This window comes from Streptomyces sp. SD15, assembly GCF_054462255.1.
The window spans coordinates 170,912-185,827 of record NZ_JBTLMO010000015.1; the positions used below are offsets into that span (position 1 = coordinate 170,912).

11 protein-coding genes, 1 tRNA gene and 2 pseudogenes are annotated in these 14,916 nt (G+C 67.8%); 6 read left to right on the top strand and 8 right to left on the bottom strand.

All coding sequences use genetic code 11. From position 1 onward, the window contains the following. Window positions 1-136 precede the first annotated feature (136 nt). Window positions 137-796: a TetR/AcrR family transcriptional regulator gene (locus ACX28W_RS17550; protein WP_458999899.1), complete on the bottom strand. Its 660-nt coding sequence runs from the start codon at window positions 794-796 to the stop codon at window positions 137-139. 255 nt (window positions 797-1,051) lie between these two features. Here ACX28W_RS17550 and ACX28W_RS17555 point away from each other — a divergent pair, with 255 nt between their 5' ends. Together ACX28W_RS17555 and ACX28W_RS17560 are read left to right on the top strand one after the other, a co-directional pair. Continuing rightward, entirely contained in the window at window positions 1,052-2,329 is a 1,278-nt protein-coding gene (locus ACX28W_RS17555) for a M6 family metalloprotease domain-containing protein (RefSeq protein ID WP_458999900.1), read from the top strand. A 158-nt stretch (window positions 2,330-2,487) separates the two neighbouring features. Beyond that, complete coding sequence (locus ACX28W_RS17560) at window positions 2,488-4,167, top strand: IclR family transcriptional regulator domain-containing protein (protein ID WP_458999901.1); 1,680 nt, start codon at window positions 2,488-2,490, stop codon at window positions 4,165-4,167. A gap of 187 nt (window positions 4,168-4,354) precedes the next feature. Here the strand turns inward: ACX28W_RS17560 and ACX28W_RS17565 are convergent. Beyond that, a pseudogene (locus ACX28W_RS17565) lies at window positions 4,355-5,249 on the bottom strand (helix-turn-helix transcriptional regulator). Between the two features lie 323 nt (window positions 5,250-5,572). Here ACX28W_RS17565 and ACX28W_RS17570 point away from each other — a divergent pair. The 4 genes from ACX28W_RS17570 to ACX28W_RS17585 all read left to right on the top strand — a co-directional run bounded on the left by ACX28W_RS17570 (window position 5,573) and on the right by ACX28W_RS17585 (window position 8,450). Next, window positions 5,573-5,947: a DUF2255 family protein gene (locus ACX28W_RS17570; RefSeq protein WP_458999902.1), complete on the top strand. Its 375-nt coding sequence runs from the start codon at window positions 5,573-5,575 to the stop codon at window positions 5,945-5,947. Window positions 5,948-6,002: 55 nt separating this feature from the next. Further along, window positions 6,003-7,046 carry an NAD(P)-dependent alcohol dehydrogenase gene (locus tag ACX28W_RS17575; RefSeq protein ID WP_458999903.1) on the top strand — a complete coding sequence of 348 codons (1,044 nt, stop codon included), beginning with the start codon at window positions 6,003-6,005 and terminating at the stop codon, window positions 7,044-7,046. Between the two features lie 610 nt (window positions 7,047-7,656). Continuing rightward, the gene (locus ACX28W_RS17580) at window positions 7,657-8,067 is read left to right on the top strand and encodes a nuclear transport factor 2 family protein (protein ID WP_458999904.1); all 411 of its coding nucleotides are present in this window, start codon (window positions 7,657-7,659) and stop codon (window positions 8,065-8,067) included. A 310-nt stretch (window positions 8,068-8,377) separates the two neighbouring features. Continuing rightward, window positions 8,378-8,450 (top strand) — tRNA-Arg (locus ACX28W_RS17585). A gap of 107 nt (window positions 8,451-8,557) precedes the next feature. Here ACX28W_RS17585 and ACX28W_RS17590 read toward each other — a convergent pair. The 6 genes and pseudogenes from ACX28W_RS17590 to ACX28W_RS17615 all read right to left on the bottom strand — a co-directional run bounded on the left by ACX28W_RS17590 (window position 8,558) and on the right by ACX28W_RS17615 (window position 14,106). Continuing rightward, window positions 8,558-8,782 (bottom strand): hypothetical protein, encoded by a 225-nt coding sequence (locus ACX28W_RS17590; RefSeq protein ID WP_458999905.1) that lies wholly within the window; start codon window positions 8,780-8,782, stop codon window positions 8,558-8,560. A gap of 146 nt (window positions 8,783-8,928) precedes the next feature. After that, window positions 8,929-9,234, bottom strand: coding sequence for a hypothetical protein (locus ACX28W_RS17595; RefSeq protein WP_458999906.1), 306 nt, complete (start codon window positions 9,232-9,234; stop codon window positions 8,929-8,931). A gap of 1,668 nt (window positions 9,235-10,902) precedes the next feature. Next, window positions 10,903-11,463 (bottom strand): annotated as a pseudogene (locus tag ACX28W_RS17600) (tyrosine-type recombinase/integrase); the annotation flags it as partial. A 137-nt stretch (window positions 11,464-11,600) separates the two neighbouring features. Further along, a complete protein-coding gene (locus ACX28W_RS17605) occupies window positions 11,601-12,122 on the bottom strand; it encodes an SMI1/KNR4 family protein (RefSeq protein WP_458999907.1) in 522 nt (173 codons plus the stop codon). Window positions 12,123-12,332: 210 nt separating this feature from the next. Continuing rightward, a complete protein-coding gene (locus ACX28W_RS17610; protein WP_458999908.1) occupies window positions 12,333-13,109 on the bottom strand; it encodes a DUF5707 domain-containing protein in 777 nt (258 codons plus the stop codon). Window positions 13,110-13,221: 112 nt separating this feature from the next. Then, window positions 13,222-14,106, bottom strand: a complete 885-nt coding sequence (locus ACX28W_RS17615) for a hypothetical protein (RefSeq protein ID WP_458999909.1) — start codon at window positions 14,104-14,106, stop codon at window positions 13,222-13,224. Window positions 14,107-14,916: the final 810 nt, after the last annotated feature.

Sequence of the window (14,916 nt, forward strand, 5' to 3'; positions counted from 1 at the left end):
TCCGGTACTTCGCAGCGAAAAAAGGCAGGGGAAAAGAGACGGCTCGTCGTCCGCGACGGGCCGGAAGCTTCTTGGTAGTTACGAGTTACGACTGTTACGACTTATGAGTGACGACTTACGACTTACGACTTACGAGTTACGAGTTACGAGGACAGACTCGTCGCAGTTCCTCCACGGTGGCGGCCACTCCGGGCAGTTCGGAGGGGGCCGGTGCCCGCAGTCCGTCCAGGAACAGCTGCAGATGACGGTGCACGAAGGGGTCGATGCCCTGGCACGCGGTGCCGGGCAGCGGCCTGGTCAGTTGACTGACGGCGACCATCAGGTCGCCGGACTCGACATCGGTGCGCAGTTGGCCGGCCTCGCGGGCGCGCGCCATCAGCTCCTCGATCAGCGCCAGGGTCCGCTCGCGTGCGGCGAACAGATCCGGATGGTTGCGGTCGAAGCTCTCGGCAAGCATGGGGCACATGGCGCCGATCCGCTCGTCCGCGGCGAAGTGCACAAAGCCGCTCAGCGACTCGAAGGCGTCGTTGCCTTCGGCGAGTGCCGCCTCGATCCACTCCGACGTACGATCCATGACCGCGCAGACGACCTCTTGGGCCAGCGCGTCGCGGTCCGGGAAGTTGCGGTACACCGTGGCGTTGCCGACACCCGCGCGGCGGGCGATCTCGTCGAACGGCACGTCGGGGCCGAACTCGACGAACATCTCGCGCGCGGCCGTGACGATCCGCTCCCGATTGCGCAGAGCGTCGGCGCGAGGCCTGGGCGCTCGGCGCCGCTCGGGGGTGGCGGTTTCCACGGCGTACTCCTCGTTGACGGATGAAGACTGTGGTGCGATCCGGGGAATCAGTCCCCGCTTCGCTCGGACACATGGCTAAACGGGGAAAGCGTCCCCGGTTATTTCCCACCCCAGAGGTGACCTGCATCACACCCACGGGGCCAAGAAACCCACGATCGGGCTCCTCCAACGCGCGCCCGCGCATCCCTCGACACAGGGTGATCGCACAGGGTGCAGTCGGTGAACGGGCGGCTGCCGTGAGCGAAGGGCCCCTGCATGCAGCCGACCAGCCGCCGCCGGATACGCCCGCGCCGCGTGGCCGCGCTCGCCGCGGTGACCGTTCTGACGCTGGCGGTCAGCACCTCCGCCGGCACCGGGCACCTCACGGCCGGCTCCACGACGGCGGGCTCCATCGCGCTGGCCCGCGCCACGGCGCTCGGTCCCTGCATGATCACCGGCACGATCGGCGTCCAGATGGGGGAAGGCATTCCGACCTCCTCCGGCTACGCCCGCTCCACCGGCACCGTCCGGGCCCTCACCCTGATGGTCGACTTCTCCGACGCGCCCGGTGAGGGCAGCGCGCTCGACCGGCTCGGCGAGTTCTTCCCGAAGACCCAGGAGTGGTTCCGCACCGCCTCCTACGGCCGCATCGACTACCGCCCCGAGACCCCCGTCCGGGACTGGCTGCGGATGCCCAAGCCGTTCAAGGCGTACGGCATAGAGCGCGGCGCCCCCTTCGACCCCGGGTACCGCGACCTGGTCCAGGATCTCGTGACCACGGCCGACCCGAAGGTGGACTTCCGCTCGTACGACCTCCTGAACGTGCTGGTGACGCCGAATGCCGGGCCCTCCGCCCTGGACACGGTCCTGTCCGTCACCTTCGCCGGCAACATGGACGCGCCGGTCGCCGACGGCGTCCCGATCTCCAACGCGTCCTTCGTCTACAGCCGCCAGGACGACGGCTCCGGCTCCTACGCCGACACCGGCTACCGGGTACTCCCCCACGAGAACGGCCACACCTTCGGCCTGCCCGACCTCTACACCCAGGACGGCGGGGGCGCGGTCGGCCACTGGGACATCATGAGCGAGGACTGGGGGGCCGACAACGATCTGCTCGGCTGGCACAAGTGGAAGCTGGGCTGGCTCGACCACTCGCAGGTCGGCTGCGCCGCGACGCCCGGGACGACGGAGTACACCCTCACCCCGCTGGCCCGGCCCGGCGGCACCAAGCTCGTCTTCGTCCCCACCGGCACTAGGACGGGGTACGCCCTCGAGCTGCGCACCCGCGAGGGCAACGACTCCACCGTCTGCCGCCCCGGCATCCTCATCTACATGGTCGACGCGGGCATCGACACCGGAAACGGCCCCATCACCGTCTACGACTCCCAGCGCGACACCGGCGGCTGCACCCGCAGCCCCAACGTCCACGCGGAACTCTCCGACGCTCCCTTCACCCCCGGCGAGGCCTTCAAGGACCCCCGAACGGGCATCAAGATCTCCGTCGCGAAGGCGGATCTCGCGGGGCACTACCACGTGCACGTGACGCGCCGGTGAGAAGCGCGCGGGAGGCAGCGGCCGACCTGCTGAGTCGGTCGGGCACGCACTACGGTGTCTCTTCTGAGATCTCTGAGATCTCAGAAGATCTCTGAGATCCGCAACGGAGAGCCCATGCCATCGAACGTCGTGCCGACCGCCGACCCCCGGGACCGGTAGTGAGATCGACCGGTAGTGAGACCGAGGCCGCGGTGCCCGCCGAGGCCGTCACCCCCCTCATCCGCGGTATCGCCGTGCTGCGCCGGCTGACCGAGGCCGACGGCGTGTCCAGTCTCAGCGGCCTGGAGCGGTCCACCGGACTCGCACGTTCCACCGTCGACCGCATCACGGCGACCCTCGCCCGCAGGGGGTACGTACGTCTCGACGGCCGGGACGCCGTACTGGCCCCCCGTCTGATGGAACTCGGCAACGCCTACCTGGCCGCCCTGCGCCTGCCCCGCCTCCTCGACGCACACGCCGACGCCCTCGCCGACGAACTCGACGAATCGGTGTCGCTCGCGGTCGGCGACCGGGACGGCATCCGCTTCATCCACCAGGCGACCCGGCGCCGCGCCATGTCGCTGAGCTTCCGCATCGGCGACCTGCTCCCCGCCGAACGCACCGCGCCGGGCCCGCTGTTCGCCACCGAGTGGGGCGAGCCGGAGTGGGCGTGGTGGCACGAGCGGCGTACGGCCGATCCGGAGGACCGGGGATTTCCGGCGGTCCCGGCACGGAGCCGGCCGCTCGATGCCGACTCCCATGAGGAGGCCCGACTCCCCACCGTCGGCGACGACTTCGAGCGGCGTACGGCCGAGGCGCGGGAGGCCGGGTGGGCGCTGGACGACCAGTTGATCGAACCGGGCCTGGTCGCCATCGCCCTGCCCGTGCGGGAGGCGGGCCGGATCGCCTGTGTGGTGAGCGTGGTGAGCCACACCAGCCGGCGCACCGCGGCCGACCTGCGCGACACCCTGCTGCCACGACTGCGGACGGCCGTCGCCGCGATGGAGCGGGAGTTGCGGGAGGCCCCGCCCGCCGAACCCGTCGCCCCCTCCGGCCTCGCCGTCTGGACCGGCGCCTCCAAGCAGGAGCTGGGCCGGGAGTTCATCGAGTCGCTGGCCCGCGGCCTGACCGTGATCACCGCCTTCGGCGAGGGCCGCGCCCAACTGACCCTCACCGACGTCGCCCAGGCCACCGGGCTCGCCCGCGCGACCGCCCGCCGCGCCCTGATCACTCTGGAACACCTCGGATACGTCACCGCGCACGACCGCTTCTTCCGGCTCACCCCCCGGGTGCTGGGCCTCGGCTTCCCGCCGCTGTCGCGGACCTCGCTCGCCGAGATCGCGGCCCCGCACCTCACCGAACTCTCGCAGCGACTGCGCGACTCGGTGTCGCTGGCGGTCCTGGCCGGCGACGAGATCCAGTACACGGGCCGCGTCAGCATCAGCCGCATCATGAGCGTCAACGTCAGTGTCGGCACCCGGCTGCCCGCGTACGCGACCTCACTGGGCCGGGTGATGCTGGCGGACCTGCCCGACCCCCGACTCCCCGAGCCGCTGCTCGCGTTCACCCCCCGCACGGTCACGGACCCGGGCCGACTGCGGGCCGTCCTGGACCGCGTACGGGAGGAGGGTTACGCCCTCGTCGACGAGGAGTTGGAGCAGGGACTGCGGGCGATCGCCGTACCGGTGCGGGAGCGCGGTGGGCGGGTCGTGGCCGCGGTCAATGTCGCGATGCACAGCAGTCGTCGTACGGCTGAGGAGTGCGTGGCCGAGGTGCTGCCCCCGTTGCGTGCGGCGGCGGAGCGGATCGAGGGGGATCTTCGGGTGGCGGGGCGGTTTCGGCGGGTGCCGAGCGCGTGACCCTGTGACCACGCGTTCACGCGTGAACGCACTTCGCGCTGACTCCGGCCGAGGTGGGCCCCGCCTTCGACGCGACCGACACCGGAGTGCGCGGCGGGCCCGATCCCGACGGTGTCGGGCTCAACACCTTCGGCAGTCGCTGACGTACGGCCACTGACGTGCGTCCGCTGACGTGCGGTCACCTCGACTACGGAGCCGACGACTTCGAGGCTGAGGACGGCTCCTGAGCGGCCACGTCGAGGAGGACCAGCTTGTCGTACTCGGGGCTGCCGGGTTCGGCGTAGTAGGCGACGAGGCGGTGGCCGGGGGTGCCTTCGAGCTGCATGGACTGGTAGCCGATGGTGAGGTCGCCGACGTCCGGGTGGCGGAACGTCTTGATCCCATGGGTGTGCACCTGGACGTCGTAGCGGTCCCAGAGGCGGGCGAAGTCCGGGCTCCTGAGCAGGAGTTCGTCGATGAGCCGGGACACGTCGGGGGCGTCCGGATCGGTGCCGGCCAAGGCGCGCATCCGGCCGACCAGGGCGCGGATCTGCTCCTCCCAGTCGTCGAACAGCTTGCGCGCTTCGGGGTGCAGGAAGACGTAGCGCATGATGTTGCGCTCCTCGGCCGGCCACTGGTCGAGACCGGCGAACAGCCGCAACCCGCTCCGGTTGCAGGCGAGCACGTCCGTCGTACGGTTGAGCAGGTAGGCCGGGTAGGGGCGCAGACGCTCCAGCAGCAGCGTGACGCCGGACTGTACGGCCACGCTCGGCGGCGTCGGCGGCTCGGGTGCGATGCGGGCCAGGCACGCGGCAAGGTCACGCAGGTGCTCGTGCGTGTGCGCGTCCACCTGGAGGGCGGCGGCGATGGCGTCCACGACGGCCGGGGCTGGGGTGTGCCTCCTTGCCCCGTTCCAGGCGCGTGTAGTAGTCGATGCTGATGCCGGCCAGCGTGGCCAGCTCCTCGCGGCGCAGCCCCGGCGTACGCCGCACTCCGGCACCCGTCGCGAGGCCGGCCTCCTCGGGGGTCAGCTGGGCGCGATGGGCGCGCAGAAAGCGCCCCAGCTCGGTGCCGTCGCCGCCGCTGCGCTGCTCACGTGCCATGGGTCCAGTGTGGCAGGTTGGACGCGGCCAGCCCCATGACCTGCGTAAACGAAAAGTGGGGGCCAATGGTGGGGCACGAGGTGGGCTCGAGGTGGGGGCCAGAGGTGGGGGGCCCTGTCGCACCCCGGAACGCGGCTCCCCTGCTCAGCACGGCCTGCCACCCGGCGCGCGGAGCCCGCAGGCTGGATACCGGCCGAAGAACTCGGCCGTGGCCGACTCCGCCCACCCCGGGTCGTACGCGTAGTCGTAGTCGTACTCGTAGCCACATTCGTAGCCGCATTCGTAGTCGCACTCGTAGTCGCACTCGCGAAGGAGAAAACTGCATGACAACGTGGACGAGCGAGGAACTCGACAGCGTCGGACACGCGGAGGAACTGGAGATCGCGTCCCTGCGCAGCGGCGGCACGCTGGGCAGTCGGCGGACCATCTGGGTCGTGCGCCTGGGCGACGACATCTACGTCCGCTCGGTCAACGGGCCGGGCTCCGACTGGTACCGAGGCACCCGGGCCCGCCAGGAAGGCCGGATCGAGGCCGGCGGCGTGACAAAGGACGTCACCTTCGTCGACGCCGACGACGAGATCAACGACGCCGTCGACGCCGCCTACCGCGCCAAGTACGGCCACTACGCCGCGTACATCATCAAGGCCATCACCAGCCCCGAGGCGAGCTCGACCACGATGCGCCTCGCCCCCCGCTGAACCGCCCCCACCCCCCAGCACCAAGGCTCCAAGCACACCCCCCACTGGAGAATTCATGTTCACCGTCAACGCCTACGCCGCGACGTCCGCGACCGCCCCCCTCGCCCCGGCCACCATCGAGCGCCGCGAGGCAGGCCCGCACGACGTCGTCATCGAGATCAAGTACTGCGGCATCTGCCACTCCGACATCCACCACGCCCGCAGCGAGTGGGGCCCGACGACCTACCCCGTAGTGCCCGGACACGAGATCGCGGGCATCGTCGCGCAGGTGGGCTCCGAGGTCACCAAGTACGCCGCCGGTGACCGGGTCGGCGTCGGCTGCCTGGTCAACTCCTGCCGCGAGTGCGCGCCCTGTCTGCGGGGCGAGGAGCAGTACTGCCTCCAGGGCAGCACCCTCACCTACGGCTCCGTCGACAAGGACGGCACGGTCACCCAGGGCGGCTACTCCACCCACGTCGTGGTCACCGAGGACTTCGTGGTCGGGATCCCCGAGGGCATCGGCCTGGACGAGGCGGCCCCGCTGCTGTGCGCGGGCATCACCACGTACTCCCCGCTGCGCCGCTGGGGCGCGGGCCCCGGCAAGAAGGTCGCGATCGTCGGCCTCGGCGGGCTCGGCCACATGGCCGTCAAGCTCGCGCACGCGATGGGCGCCGAGGTCACCGTGCTGTCGCAGTCGCTGAAGAAGATGGACGACGGCCTGCGTCTGGGCGCCGACCACTACTACGCCACCAGCGACCCGGCCACCTTCGAGCAGCTGGCCGGCACCTTCGACATCATCGTCAACACGGTGAGCGCGAAGCTGGAGCTGGACTCCTACCTGTCACTGCTGGCGGTGGGCGGTGCCATGGTCAACGTCGGCGCCCCGGCCGAGCCGCTGTCGCTGAGCGTCTTCTCACTGATCATGCAGGGCCGGTCGTACGCCGGTTCGCTGATCGGCGGCATCCGCGAGACCCAGGAGATGCTGAACTTCTGCGCCGAGCACGACATCGGCGCCGAGGTCGAGGTCATCCCCGCCTCCAAGATCAACGAGGCGTACGAGCGTGTCCTCGGCTCCGACGTGCGCTACCGCTTCGTGATCGACACCGCGACGCTGGCCTGATCCGCGGCCGCGTCCCCCTGAGACCACCCCGTACGAGGCGCCGTCCCCCGAGCCCTCGTACGGGGTGCTGTGCCGCACCCGCCTGTCGTCTCCGCCGTACTCATCGCCGTACGCTTCGCCTTCCTCTTCCTCGTGACCTACCTGATCCGCCTCCTCGACCTCCGCCCCGAGCAGCGACTGCGCCGGGTCAGCCACCGCGCCCGGGTGATCAGCGGGCTCTGCGGCTTCCGGGGCGCGGTGTCACTCGCGGCCGCCCTGGGCGTACCACTCCACCTCGGCCCGCGCGAGCCCTTCCCCGACCGCGACATGATCTCTCCGCGCCGAGTACGGGACCCACCTGCAGGTCGTACAAGCGGGCGCCGACGACAACGACGCCGACGCCGAAGCCGCCACGGAAATCCTGCTCCGCCACCACCAGCACTACACCGCCCTGCGCCTCGCCCGGCCGGCCCGCAAACGCGCCACCGTCGTCCGCCTCCGCGACGAGCGCCACATCGACGACACCGTCCTGCGCCAGGTGCAGGCGGCCCTCGACATCGAAGAGGTACGCCTGTCCCGACGCGAGGCCGTCGAGTGATCCACCGGCGCGTACACGACACCGCCCACGAACATGACCACCCCGACGACAGGAACCACCGTGCACACCTCACCCGACCAGAGCGCCCACGAGGGAGTCATCAGGGCCTACCGCGCCCACCTGCAAGCGATGACCGACGGCGACACCGACGCCCTCGACGACATGCTCGCCAACGGCTTCACCCTCACCCACATGACCGGGTACGTGCAGCAGAAGGCCGAGTGGCTGTCGCAGATGCGAGCCGGACAGTTCGTCTACCACCAGGTCGAGGAGAAGAACGTGACCGTCGAGGTCGAGGGCGACACGGCCCACCTCATCGGCCGGATCATCACGGACGCGACGGTCTACGGCTCCCACGCGAACTGGCGGCTGCAACTGACCATCGACTACGCCCACGAGAGCGACACCTGGACCGCCCTCCGCTCAGTCGCCACGACCTGGTGAACACCGCAGTTCCCAGCCCGGACCGCTATTTGTACGCCAGCCCGCGAAGCGCGATCTCCAACGAAGACACGCGCGATCGACATCACCGAAGAACTCCCCGCCCCTCGGAATCCCCCGCTGCCTTCCGTCCGGTCCCGCAAGAGGACCACTGCCCTCCGAGCCCCCCATGACGCCCCGGCGCCCGACCGACAACCGCTAGACTGTGCGTGGTGCACCGCCTCGGCGGGGCACCCTGTGGATGTCTGGGGCCCCGAAGGTCGAGATCCGCCCACTATGGGCAGATTTCCCACACCTTCACCCACGCATCCCCGCCTTCGTAGCTCAGGGGATAGAGCACCGCTCTCCTAAAGCGGGTGTCGCAGGTTCGAATCCTGCCGGGGGCACAGCACTAAGGGCCAGTTCGGAGGCTTGATCCTCTCGAACTGGCCCTTTCGCATGATCGCGGCCGTGCCACACGCGTGCCACATGACCCGCTAAGAGTCCACCCGCCTCAGGTCGCGTGGAGGGGGCACCGCTCGTCAGCCGCGAGGTGAACGGCTCCCTCCCAGACGTAGAAGCCTCCGTCAAGCCACCCTGTGCCTGCACAGGCGCAGTCGGCAGGGTCGGGGGAGAGCCGCAGGCTCACGGTGTAGTGGGCTCCCTTGGGCACCTCGCCGGGGCTGTGGGAGCCGAGGGAACAGGAGCAGGGGAGGGACTTGCCAGGCTTCCCGGTCACGGAACCATCATCGATGGTGGCGCAGCTCCCAGAACAGGTCGAGCAGGGCTCTTCTGCGATGATGAGGGTGGATCGATTCGACATGGCTTCGACTCCTTCGAATCGGACGAGGCCGTGCCCGGTGTTTGACGGGTGCGGCCTAACTTTCACTGCTCCGCGCTCTTGCCCCAACGGGCCACGGATGCGCGGGAGATGCCAGTGAGCTCGGCGACGCGGCGATAGGGGACACCGGCGCTGATGGCTTCGAGGATCAAGGGGCGGAGATGGGTGTCCAGCCGCTCCAACTCGGCCGCGAGGCGGACACGTTCTTCGCCTGGCTCTACGAGCTGTCGTACGGCGTTGGCCCGAGCGTCTTCGGGCGTGCTCGCGGGGGCGTCCGATGCAGGGGCTTGGACGGTACGGGGCGTTCGCTGCGCGGCCTTGGGCCGTTGTCGATTTCGGCGGGTGGACATGCATCCATGCTGCCGATTCGTCTCACCTGAGACAAGCAGTTGCGAGCAAGACGCATATGACAACTTGGGACGCCACAAAGCCCCAGCTCAGAGGCTTCTCGTGATCCTGAACAGGCCATGGGGCATGAGAGCTGTTACAGGTTTCTCTACCTCATCAAGCCCCGGCTGCGCTCCGCTCCGCCGGGCGCGCTTCCCGGCTCCGCTCCGCGCGCCGCTCCTGCCTCCGGCCCGCTCCGCGCGGGCTGCGCCGACGCGCGCCCACATGTGGACAGGGCCGGTGGCCATGAGTCGATCACCGAATAGCGCGGCCACGGTCAAGACCATGCCTCCGGCGGGGGATCGGCCGACACCGGGATGGAGGGGGCGCCGTTCCCTGCTGCGGGTCCGTAGGGGCGTGCGCGGGGTGCTCCCATCCCGTACGCCATCGACCCAGGCAGAGCCGAGCAGACGCGGCCCATGGCGTCCAGGTCGTTCGTACAGTGGCGCGCTCCACCTGGACGCCATGAACCACGCCTGCTCCACGGCGTGTGGGTCGACGGCGTACGGGATGGGAGCTGGGGAGAGTGGTGGGCTGGGCTGTGGAAGTGAATGTTGCGCTTGTAGTCTCCGCACGAGGGCGTCGAGTAGTGGGGGAATTATGCGTGTTTGGTACTTCTTTATCTCGTTGCCATTTTGCGCAATCGCCATGTATTGCACCTTTGCTGCATTTGTTACCTGGTTGGACCACAATGATTCGCGGAGGCGCAAGAACTTGGCGGTGTTTTCGGTTGTCGGAGTCGTGAGCTGGGCGGTAACGCTCTTCCTCTTGTGGCTGTGAGAGCCACCGCGTCGGCGACCATGTGTCAAGCGGTCCGCTGACGTCTGACACCAACAGCTGACACCAACAGGAGCGAACGGCGGCGACCGACGTTGAACCTCGGCGGATCGGCGACCCAGGCAGAAGGTTGATTGGCCCAGCGCGTCGAGCCCAAGTGATCGACCTGATAAGGATGAGGCCACAGGCTCAAATCCTGTGCCCAGCGCGGGGCCCGACTCGCCGGAAGCTTACGGGGCCATGATCACTCGCCCCGTGGCAGCTCCAGCCCAAAGTCTCGCAGCCAACCTCTCGCCGTCGCTCGACTGCAGGTCGATGTGGTGGGTTACGGGGTTGGCATCCCAAAGAGGAGGACAGCCACCAGTATGCACACCGGAATGGCTAGGGCCACGGCCAACCCGACAAGGCAGCCCCCGACGGTCAATCGCGTACTGGTTCGCTCGTAATCATCGTTCTTCGGCACGCCCGCATCTAACAGTGCGAAACGCCCGACTCTCTACCCCTCAAAGGTGGGTAGCGGGCTGTGGGGACCCCCGACTCCCCGTGACCAGGCATGGAGACTGCAGCGACCCGCCCGCCCGTAGTTCGCATCGAGGGAGTCAGGGCACCGCGCCGGGCCGTGCCACTCTCGTGCCAGAACGGACGGGGACTCACGGGGAACCGGGGCGCCCAGGGTGACATCGGCCGAACTCTGGCCAAGACAGGGAATCGGCAGGTCACACCTGCGATCGCCCAACCTCGCTCCTAAAGCGGGTGTCGCAGGTTCGAATCCTGCCGGGGGCACCAGGCAAAAGGCCCCGGACCGATCATGGTCCGGGGCCTTTGACATCCACGTCTGACATCAACGAGCACGGTCACTGACGGCCGAAACGCTTCCTGAGCAGCCGGTCCATGTGACTCATGGCCTCGCGCTGGGTGTCCTGCACGACGTGCGTGTAGACGTCCATGGTGATGCTGATCTGAGAGTGGCCGAGGATCTCCATCACGACGCGGGGCGCGACTCCGGCCGCCGTGAGCAGGGTCGCTGTGCCATGCCGAGCATCGTGGAGCCGGACGACGCGGATGCCGGCGGAGTCGGCGATGCGGGTGAAGCACCGGTAGACGTTCCGCGGCTCGACCTGGCGCCCGGTGCGGATGGTGAAGACGTAGCCGGACTCGTGCCACTGCTCCCCCGCCTTGGCGCGTGCGGCCGACTGCCGCATCCGGTGCCAGCGCAGCGGGGCGATGCAGAGTGCGGGCAACGGGACGCCGCGGCGACGGCGGCTCTTGGGGTCGTCGTCGTAGAGGACGCCACGGCGGCGCTGAGTCTGCTGCCGGACGTAGAGGACCCGGTTGTCGAGGTCGAGATCCGACCACCGGAGGCCGATGATCTCGCCCCTTCGGAGCCCCATGGCGATGGCGAGCACGAAGGCCGATCAGCTCACTGTCCGTCATCGCAGCAGACCACTGAATCCCGCGATGCGATCAACAATGTGCCCCAGGTGATCACGGGTAGATCTTCACGCGGTGGTATCTCCTGTCACCGTGACAGGAGATACCACCGCGTTCATTTTCAGGGCAGGAATTCGTAGACCGGGCCGTCAGGCGCGAAGTTGCGAGAACACAACGTCACGTCCCTACCCTTGAGATAAGCCAGCAACCACTCACTGAACGTCATCTCGTAGAGAGTCCAGGCCGGACTGTCGAACTCCTGGACCACGACGCGCCAGGGCGACGAGGGGTTGTCGGGAATGCGAAGGAAAACCGCCTCGCCCGTCGTGGCCGACGCCACCGGCATCAGTTCCCCGGGGTTCGCCCCCACCGGACTCGGTAGGAACTCCGCCATGTCCTCCTCACGCCAGAGCTCGAGATCCCCCCTGATGTCTTTTCCCAGACTGTGCAAAAGATGGCCGGCGGGGTGCGTCAGATACAACTGCCTGTTGATCTCGATCGAACCGTAGGCGTCCACGATCTCACGGAAGTCCGCAGGAAATTCGATACCGAGTTCTTGCTCCAGTTCGATCCATGGAGCCGGATCCGACCAGTTGAACCGGGATTCGCCCAACAGGGCTGTGATCTCTGGAAGCGTTGCCACCACTAGGTCCTTCTAGATCTAGACGTCGAGCGGATGCATGCTTTGGAGCTGACCGCAGTGCAGGAGAAAGTCTTCTCGACCCTCCTGGGGTCCGTACATGGGCATCCCCACCTGATCGGTGGCAGGAACGGCTGAGTGAGGGTCTCCGTATACGAGCACGTTCTGACCAGCCCCGCCACGACCGGGCCGACTCTGCCTGGCCGTCGAGTGCTATTGCACGTCGACGTAGTCGCCGGTCGCCGAAACGGCCGGGGTGGTCGAGGTGCCGGCGAAGTTCCAGCGCCAGTAGCCGTCCACGGACGCGGTGGTCGTGGTCTGCAGGTCACCCGTGCTGGAGGTGTTCACCGTCTTGATGGTGGTGTAGGTGCTGGTGCCCGCCTTGCGGAACTGGAGCTTGACCGGCTGCACGGTGTAGCCCGCGTAGACATCGGTATCCCAGTTCGCCCGGGTGAGCTTGCCGGTGATCTTGAGGGTCTTGCCCTTGGCTATCGGTTCCGGGCCGGCGTTGACGGTCAGTTTCGAGTACCGCTGGATGCGGGTGGTCGTATAGGCGTCCCGCTGGGTCCAGCTGTCGTCGTTGGCCCATACGTCGACTCCGACCTTCCAGGTCCCGGCGTCGGTGTTGGTGAGCCACCAGTCCGGTTCGAAGGTGAAGGTCTTCGAGCAGGTGGACGTGGTCGCGCTGGAGGCCACGCAGTCCGCGGGGGTGGTGTCCTCATTCGGCGTGATGTAGACGTCGGGGTTGTTGGGATCCGTTCCGCGCCACAGGTAGAAGTCCGCGTCCCAGATGCCCGACGGATCGGTGGCGGTCACCGAAACCGTGACCGTCTTGTCGGCGAGGCCGACAGCGATGCCTTTACCGCCGTTGATGGAGACGGTGGTGATCTGGATGTCGCCGACGGTCTCGTCCGCGTGCGCGGCAGGGCCGGTGAATCCGCCCAGCGCGGCGGCGGCGGTGAGCACAGCGAAGGTTGCGCGCTTGCGCATGAATCTCCCCACAGTGAAAAGAGGACGCGCCCGCCGGATACATGACACGGCGGGCAGGATGAGGGGCCAACTGCAAACCAGTGATGTCAGCTGATCTCGTGGCCACCTTGGGTCAGGACTTGGAGAGCGTGACCTCCGACTCCTGCTGTCCGGTGTCGACAGTCACCGGGTAGTCCAGGTCATTTGCCCGGGCGCTGCCGCGCACCGTTGCGGGGCCGGACTGGAACGAGGTGCCGGCTTCCTGGCTGGTGAGGCTGACGGACCATGGGACGGGCGAGCCCGGGGTACAGGCCACGGTTGTCTCATAGGACGCGCCCGACGTTCCCTTCTTCTGGATCTGGAAGACCTGGCCGACGAGCGAGACGCTCGCAGGCTTGTTGCACGTCACGGTGCCACCGACGGTGATCTGACCATCTGGGGCGTTCACCGTGCCCTCGGGGTTGATGTTCATCCCCATGGCGAGTTCCAGCGGAGGCTCGGGCATGACCGCGTGAACCGCACCGCGCAGAGGCACCGTTGATCCGTTGCAGTACTGCTCGAAGGTGGCGTCGAGCTCATGGACGTAGCCGTAGGGGCCGAACGCGATGTGCTCGATGGTGAAGGAGCCGGAGTTGGTGTTACACCATTTGTCGGTCCCGTTGTCGGTCCCGCTGAACACCAGTTCCGGATCCCCCGGCTGGGCGTCGGGCCATTGCTTCGCCCCGGTGTACGTGGTGCCCTCAGTCAGCTTCTGACCATCGGGCGCGGCGACGTTGAGACGCCAGAGCGTGTCTTGGTCCGCATCTATGGCGACGGTAAGGCTGTTCTCGTCCGTGCTGCCCTGGACGTCGAACATCTGGACTGCTCCAGTCGTGTACTCATACGACTGACCGCCTGAAATGGGCTCACCCGCATCGCCGCTGAAGCTCAGCGTTCCCGATGTTGAGCTGTAGGCCTGCGCAGTGTCCGCCAGTGGCGCGGCCGTGAGCGCGACCGTCATCGCCGCGACAGCGCCCACTGGCCGGGCCAGTATGCGTTTCGGCATGGCACTTCTCGTCAAGGTTGCCCCAAGGGAGTATTTCGATCTTGGCCGATCAGGCGCGCGACTCATGCGCCATCGAGGGCCAAGTCAGACGAAATATGGCTGTGGGTGAGGCCGTCGAGCCTCACTGAAGAAGCGCAGAAGCTTCAGCAAACATCACACTGCTGCCGTCGACTGGTGCGACGGTCGGACAGGGATGCTGACGTACGCCCCCGTCCGGCGTCGTTGATGTCAGCCGTGGATGCCAGAAGCCTTCTGATCCGTAGCTCTGTATGGATGGTGCGGGAACGGTGATACCGGTCGCTCCGGAGCCGCTGGAGGGCGTTCCTGGTCGGGGGCGGCGCTGGGGTTGCTGTGCCGCATTCACAGATCCTCGGGGCATGGGCGGCTGCGTGGTGTCGCCATGACGATGGAGTCGGCTTCCTGTGACGGGCGAGCCGACGCCAGGGCCTGTCCGGCATGATCCGCCGGACAGGCCCTAAGCCGAGGGGGCGATCCCCGGTGCGCGTTCGCCTGGCCGGACCAGCCTCCGGTGCCCCGTTAGGCCCAATGCCGGTGACTTGTTGGCTTCCAAGACGTGCCGAACGGGGCATCGTTGCAGGTCATCTACTCGCGAGCTTTTCGCACGCCGCCCAAACTGATGGATGAGCGCATGGGGCACATCAACGGATCGGTACAGGCGCGCTACTCGCACATCACTTACTGATCGTTTCAGAATGAAATGTGTTGTGGGGCTTGGCAGTTGGGTGTTGTGTCGGCAGGATCTGTTGGATGCCTGCTGATCTT

Bases quoted from the DNA above. Each gene is read 5' to 3' on its own strand.
- ACX28W_RS17555 (WP_458999900.1), top strand. From the start codon at position 1,052: ATGCAGCCGACCAGCCGCCGCCGGATACGCCCGCGCCGCGTGGCCGCG.
- ACX28W_RS17570 (WP_458999902.1), top strand. From the start codon at position 5,573: ATGACAACGTGGACGAGCGAGGAACTCGACAGCGTCGGACACGCGGAG.
- ACX28W_RS17575 (WP_458999903.1), top strand. From the start codon at position 6,003: ATGTTCACCGTCAACGCCTACGCCGCGACGTCCGCGACCGCCCCCCTC.
- ACX28W_RS17580 (WP_458999904.1), top strand. From the start codon at position 7,657: ATGACCACCCCGACGACAGGAACCACCGTGCACACCTCACCCGACCAG.
- ACX28W_RS17595 (WP_458999906.1), bottom strand. From the start codon at position 9,234: ATGTCCACCCGCCGAAATCGACAACGGCCCAAGGCCGCGCAGCGAACG.
- ACX28W_RS17610 (WP_458999908.1), bottom strand. From the start codon at position 13,109: ATGCGCAAGCGCGCAACCTTCGCTGTGCTCACCGCCGCCGCCGCGCTG.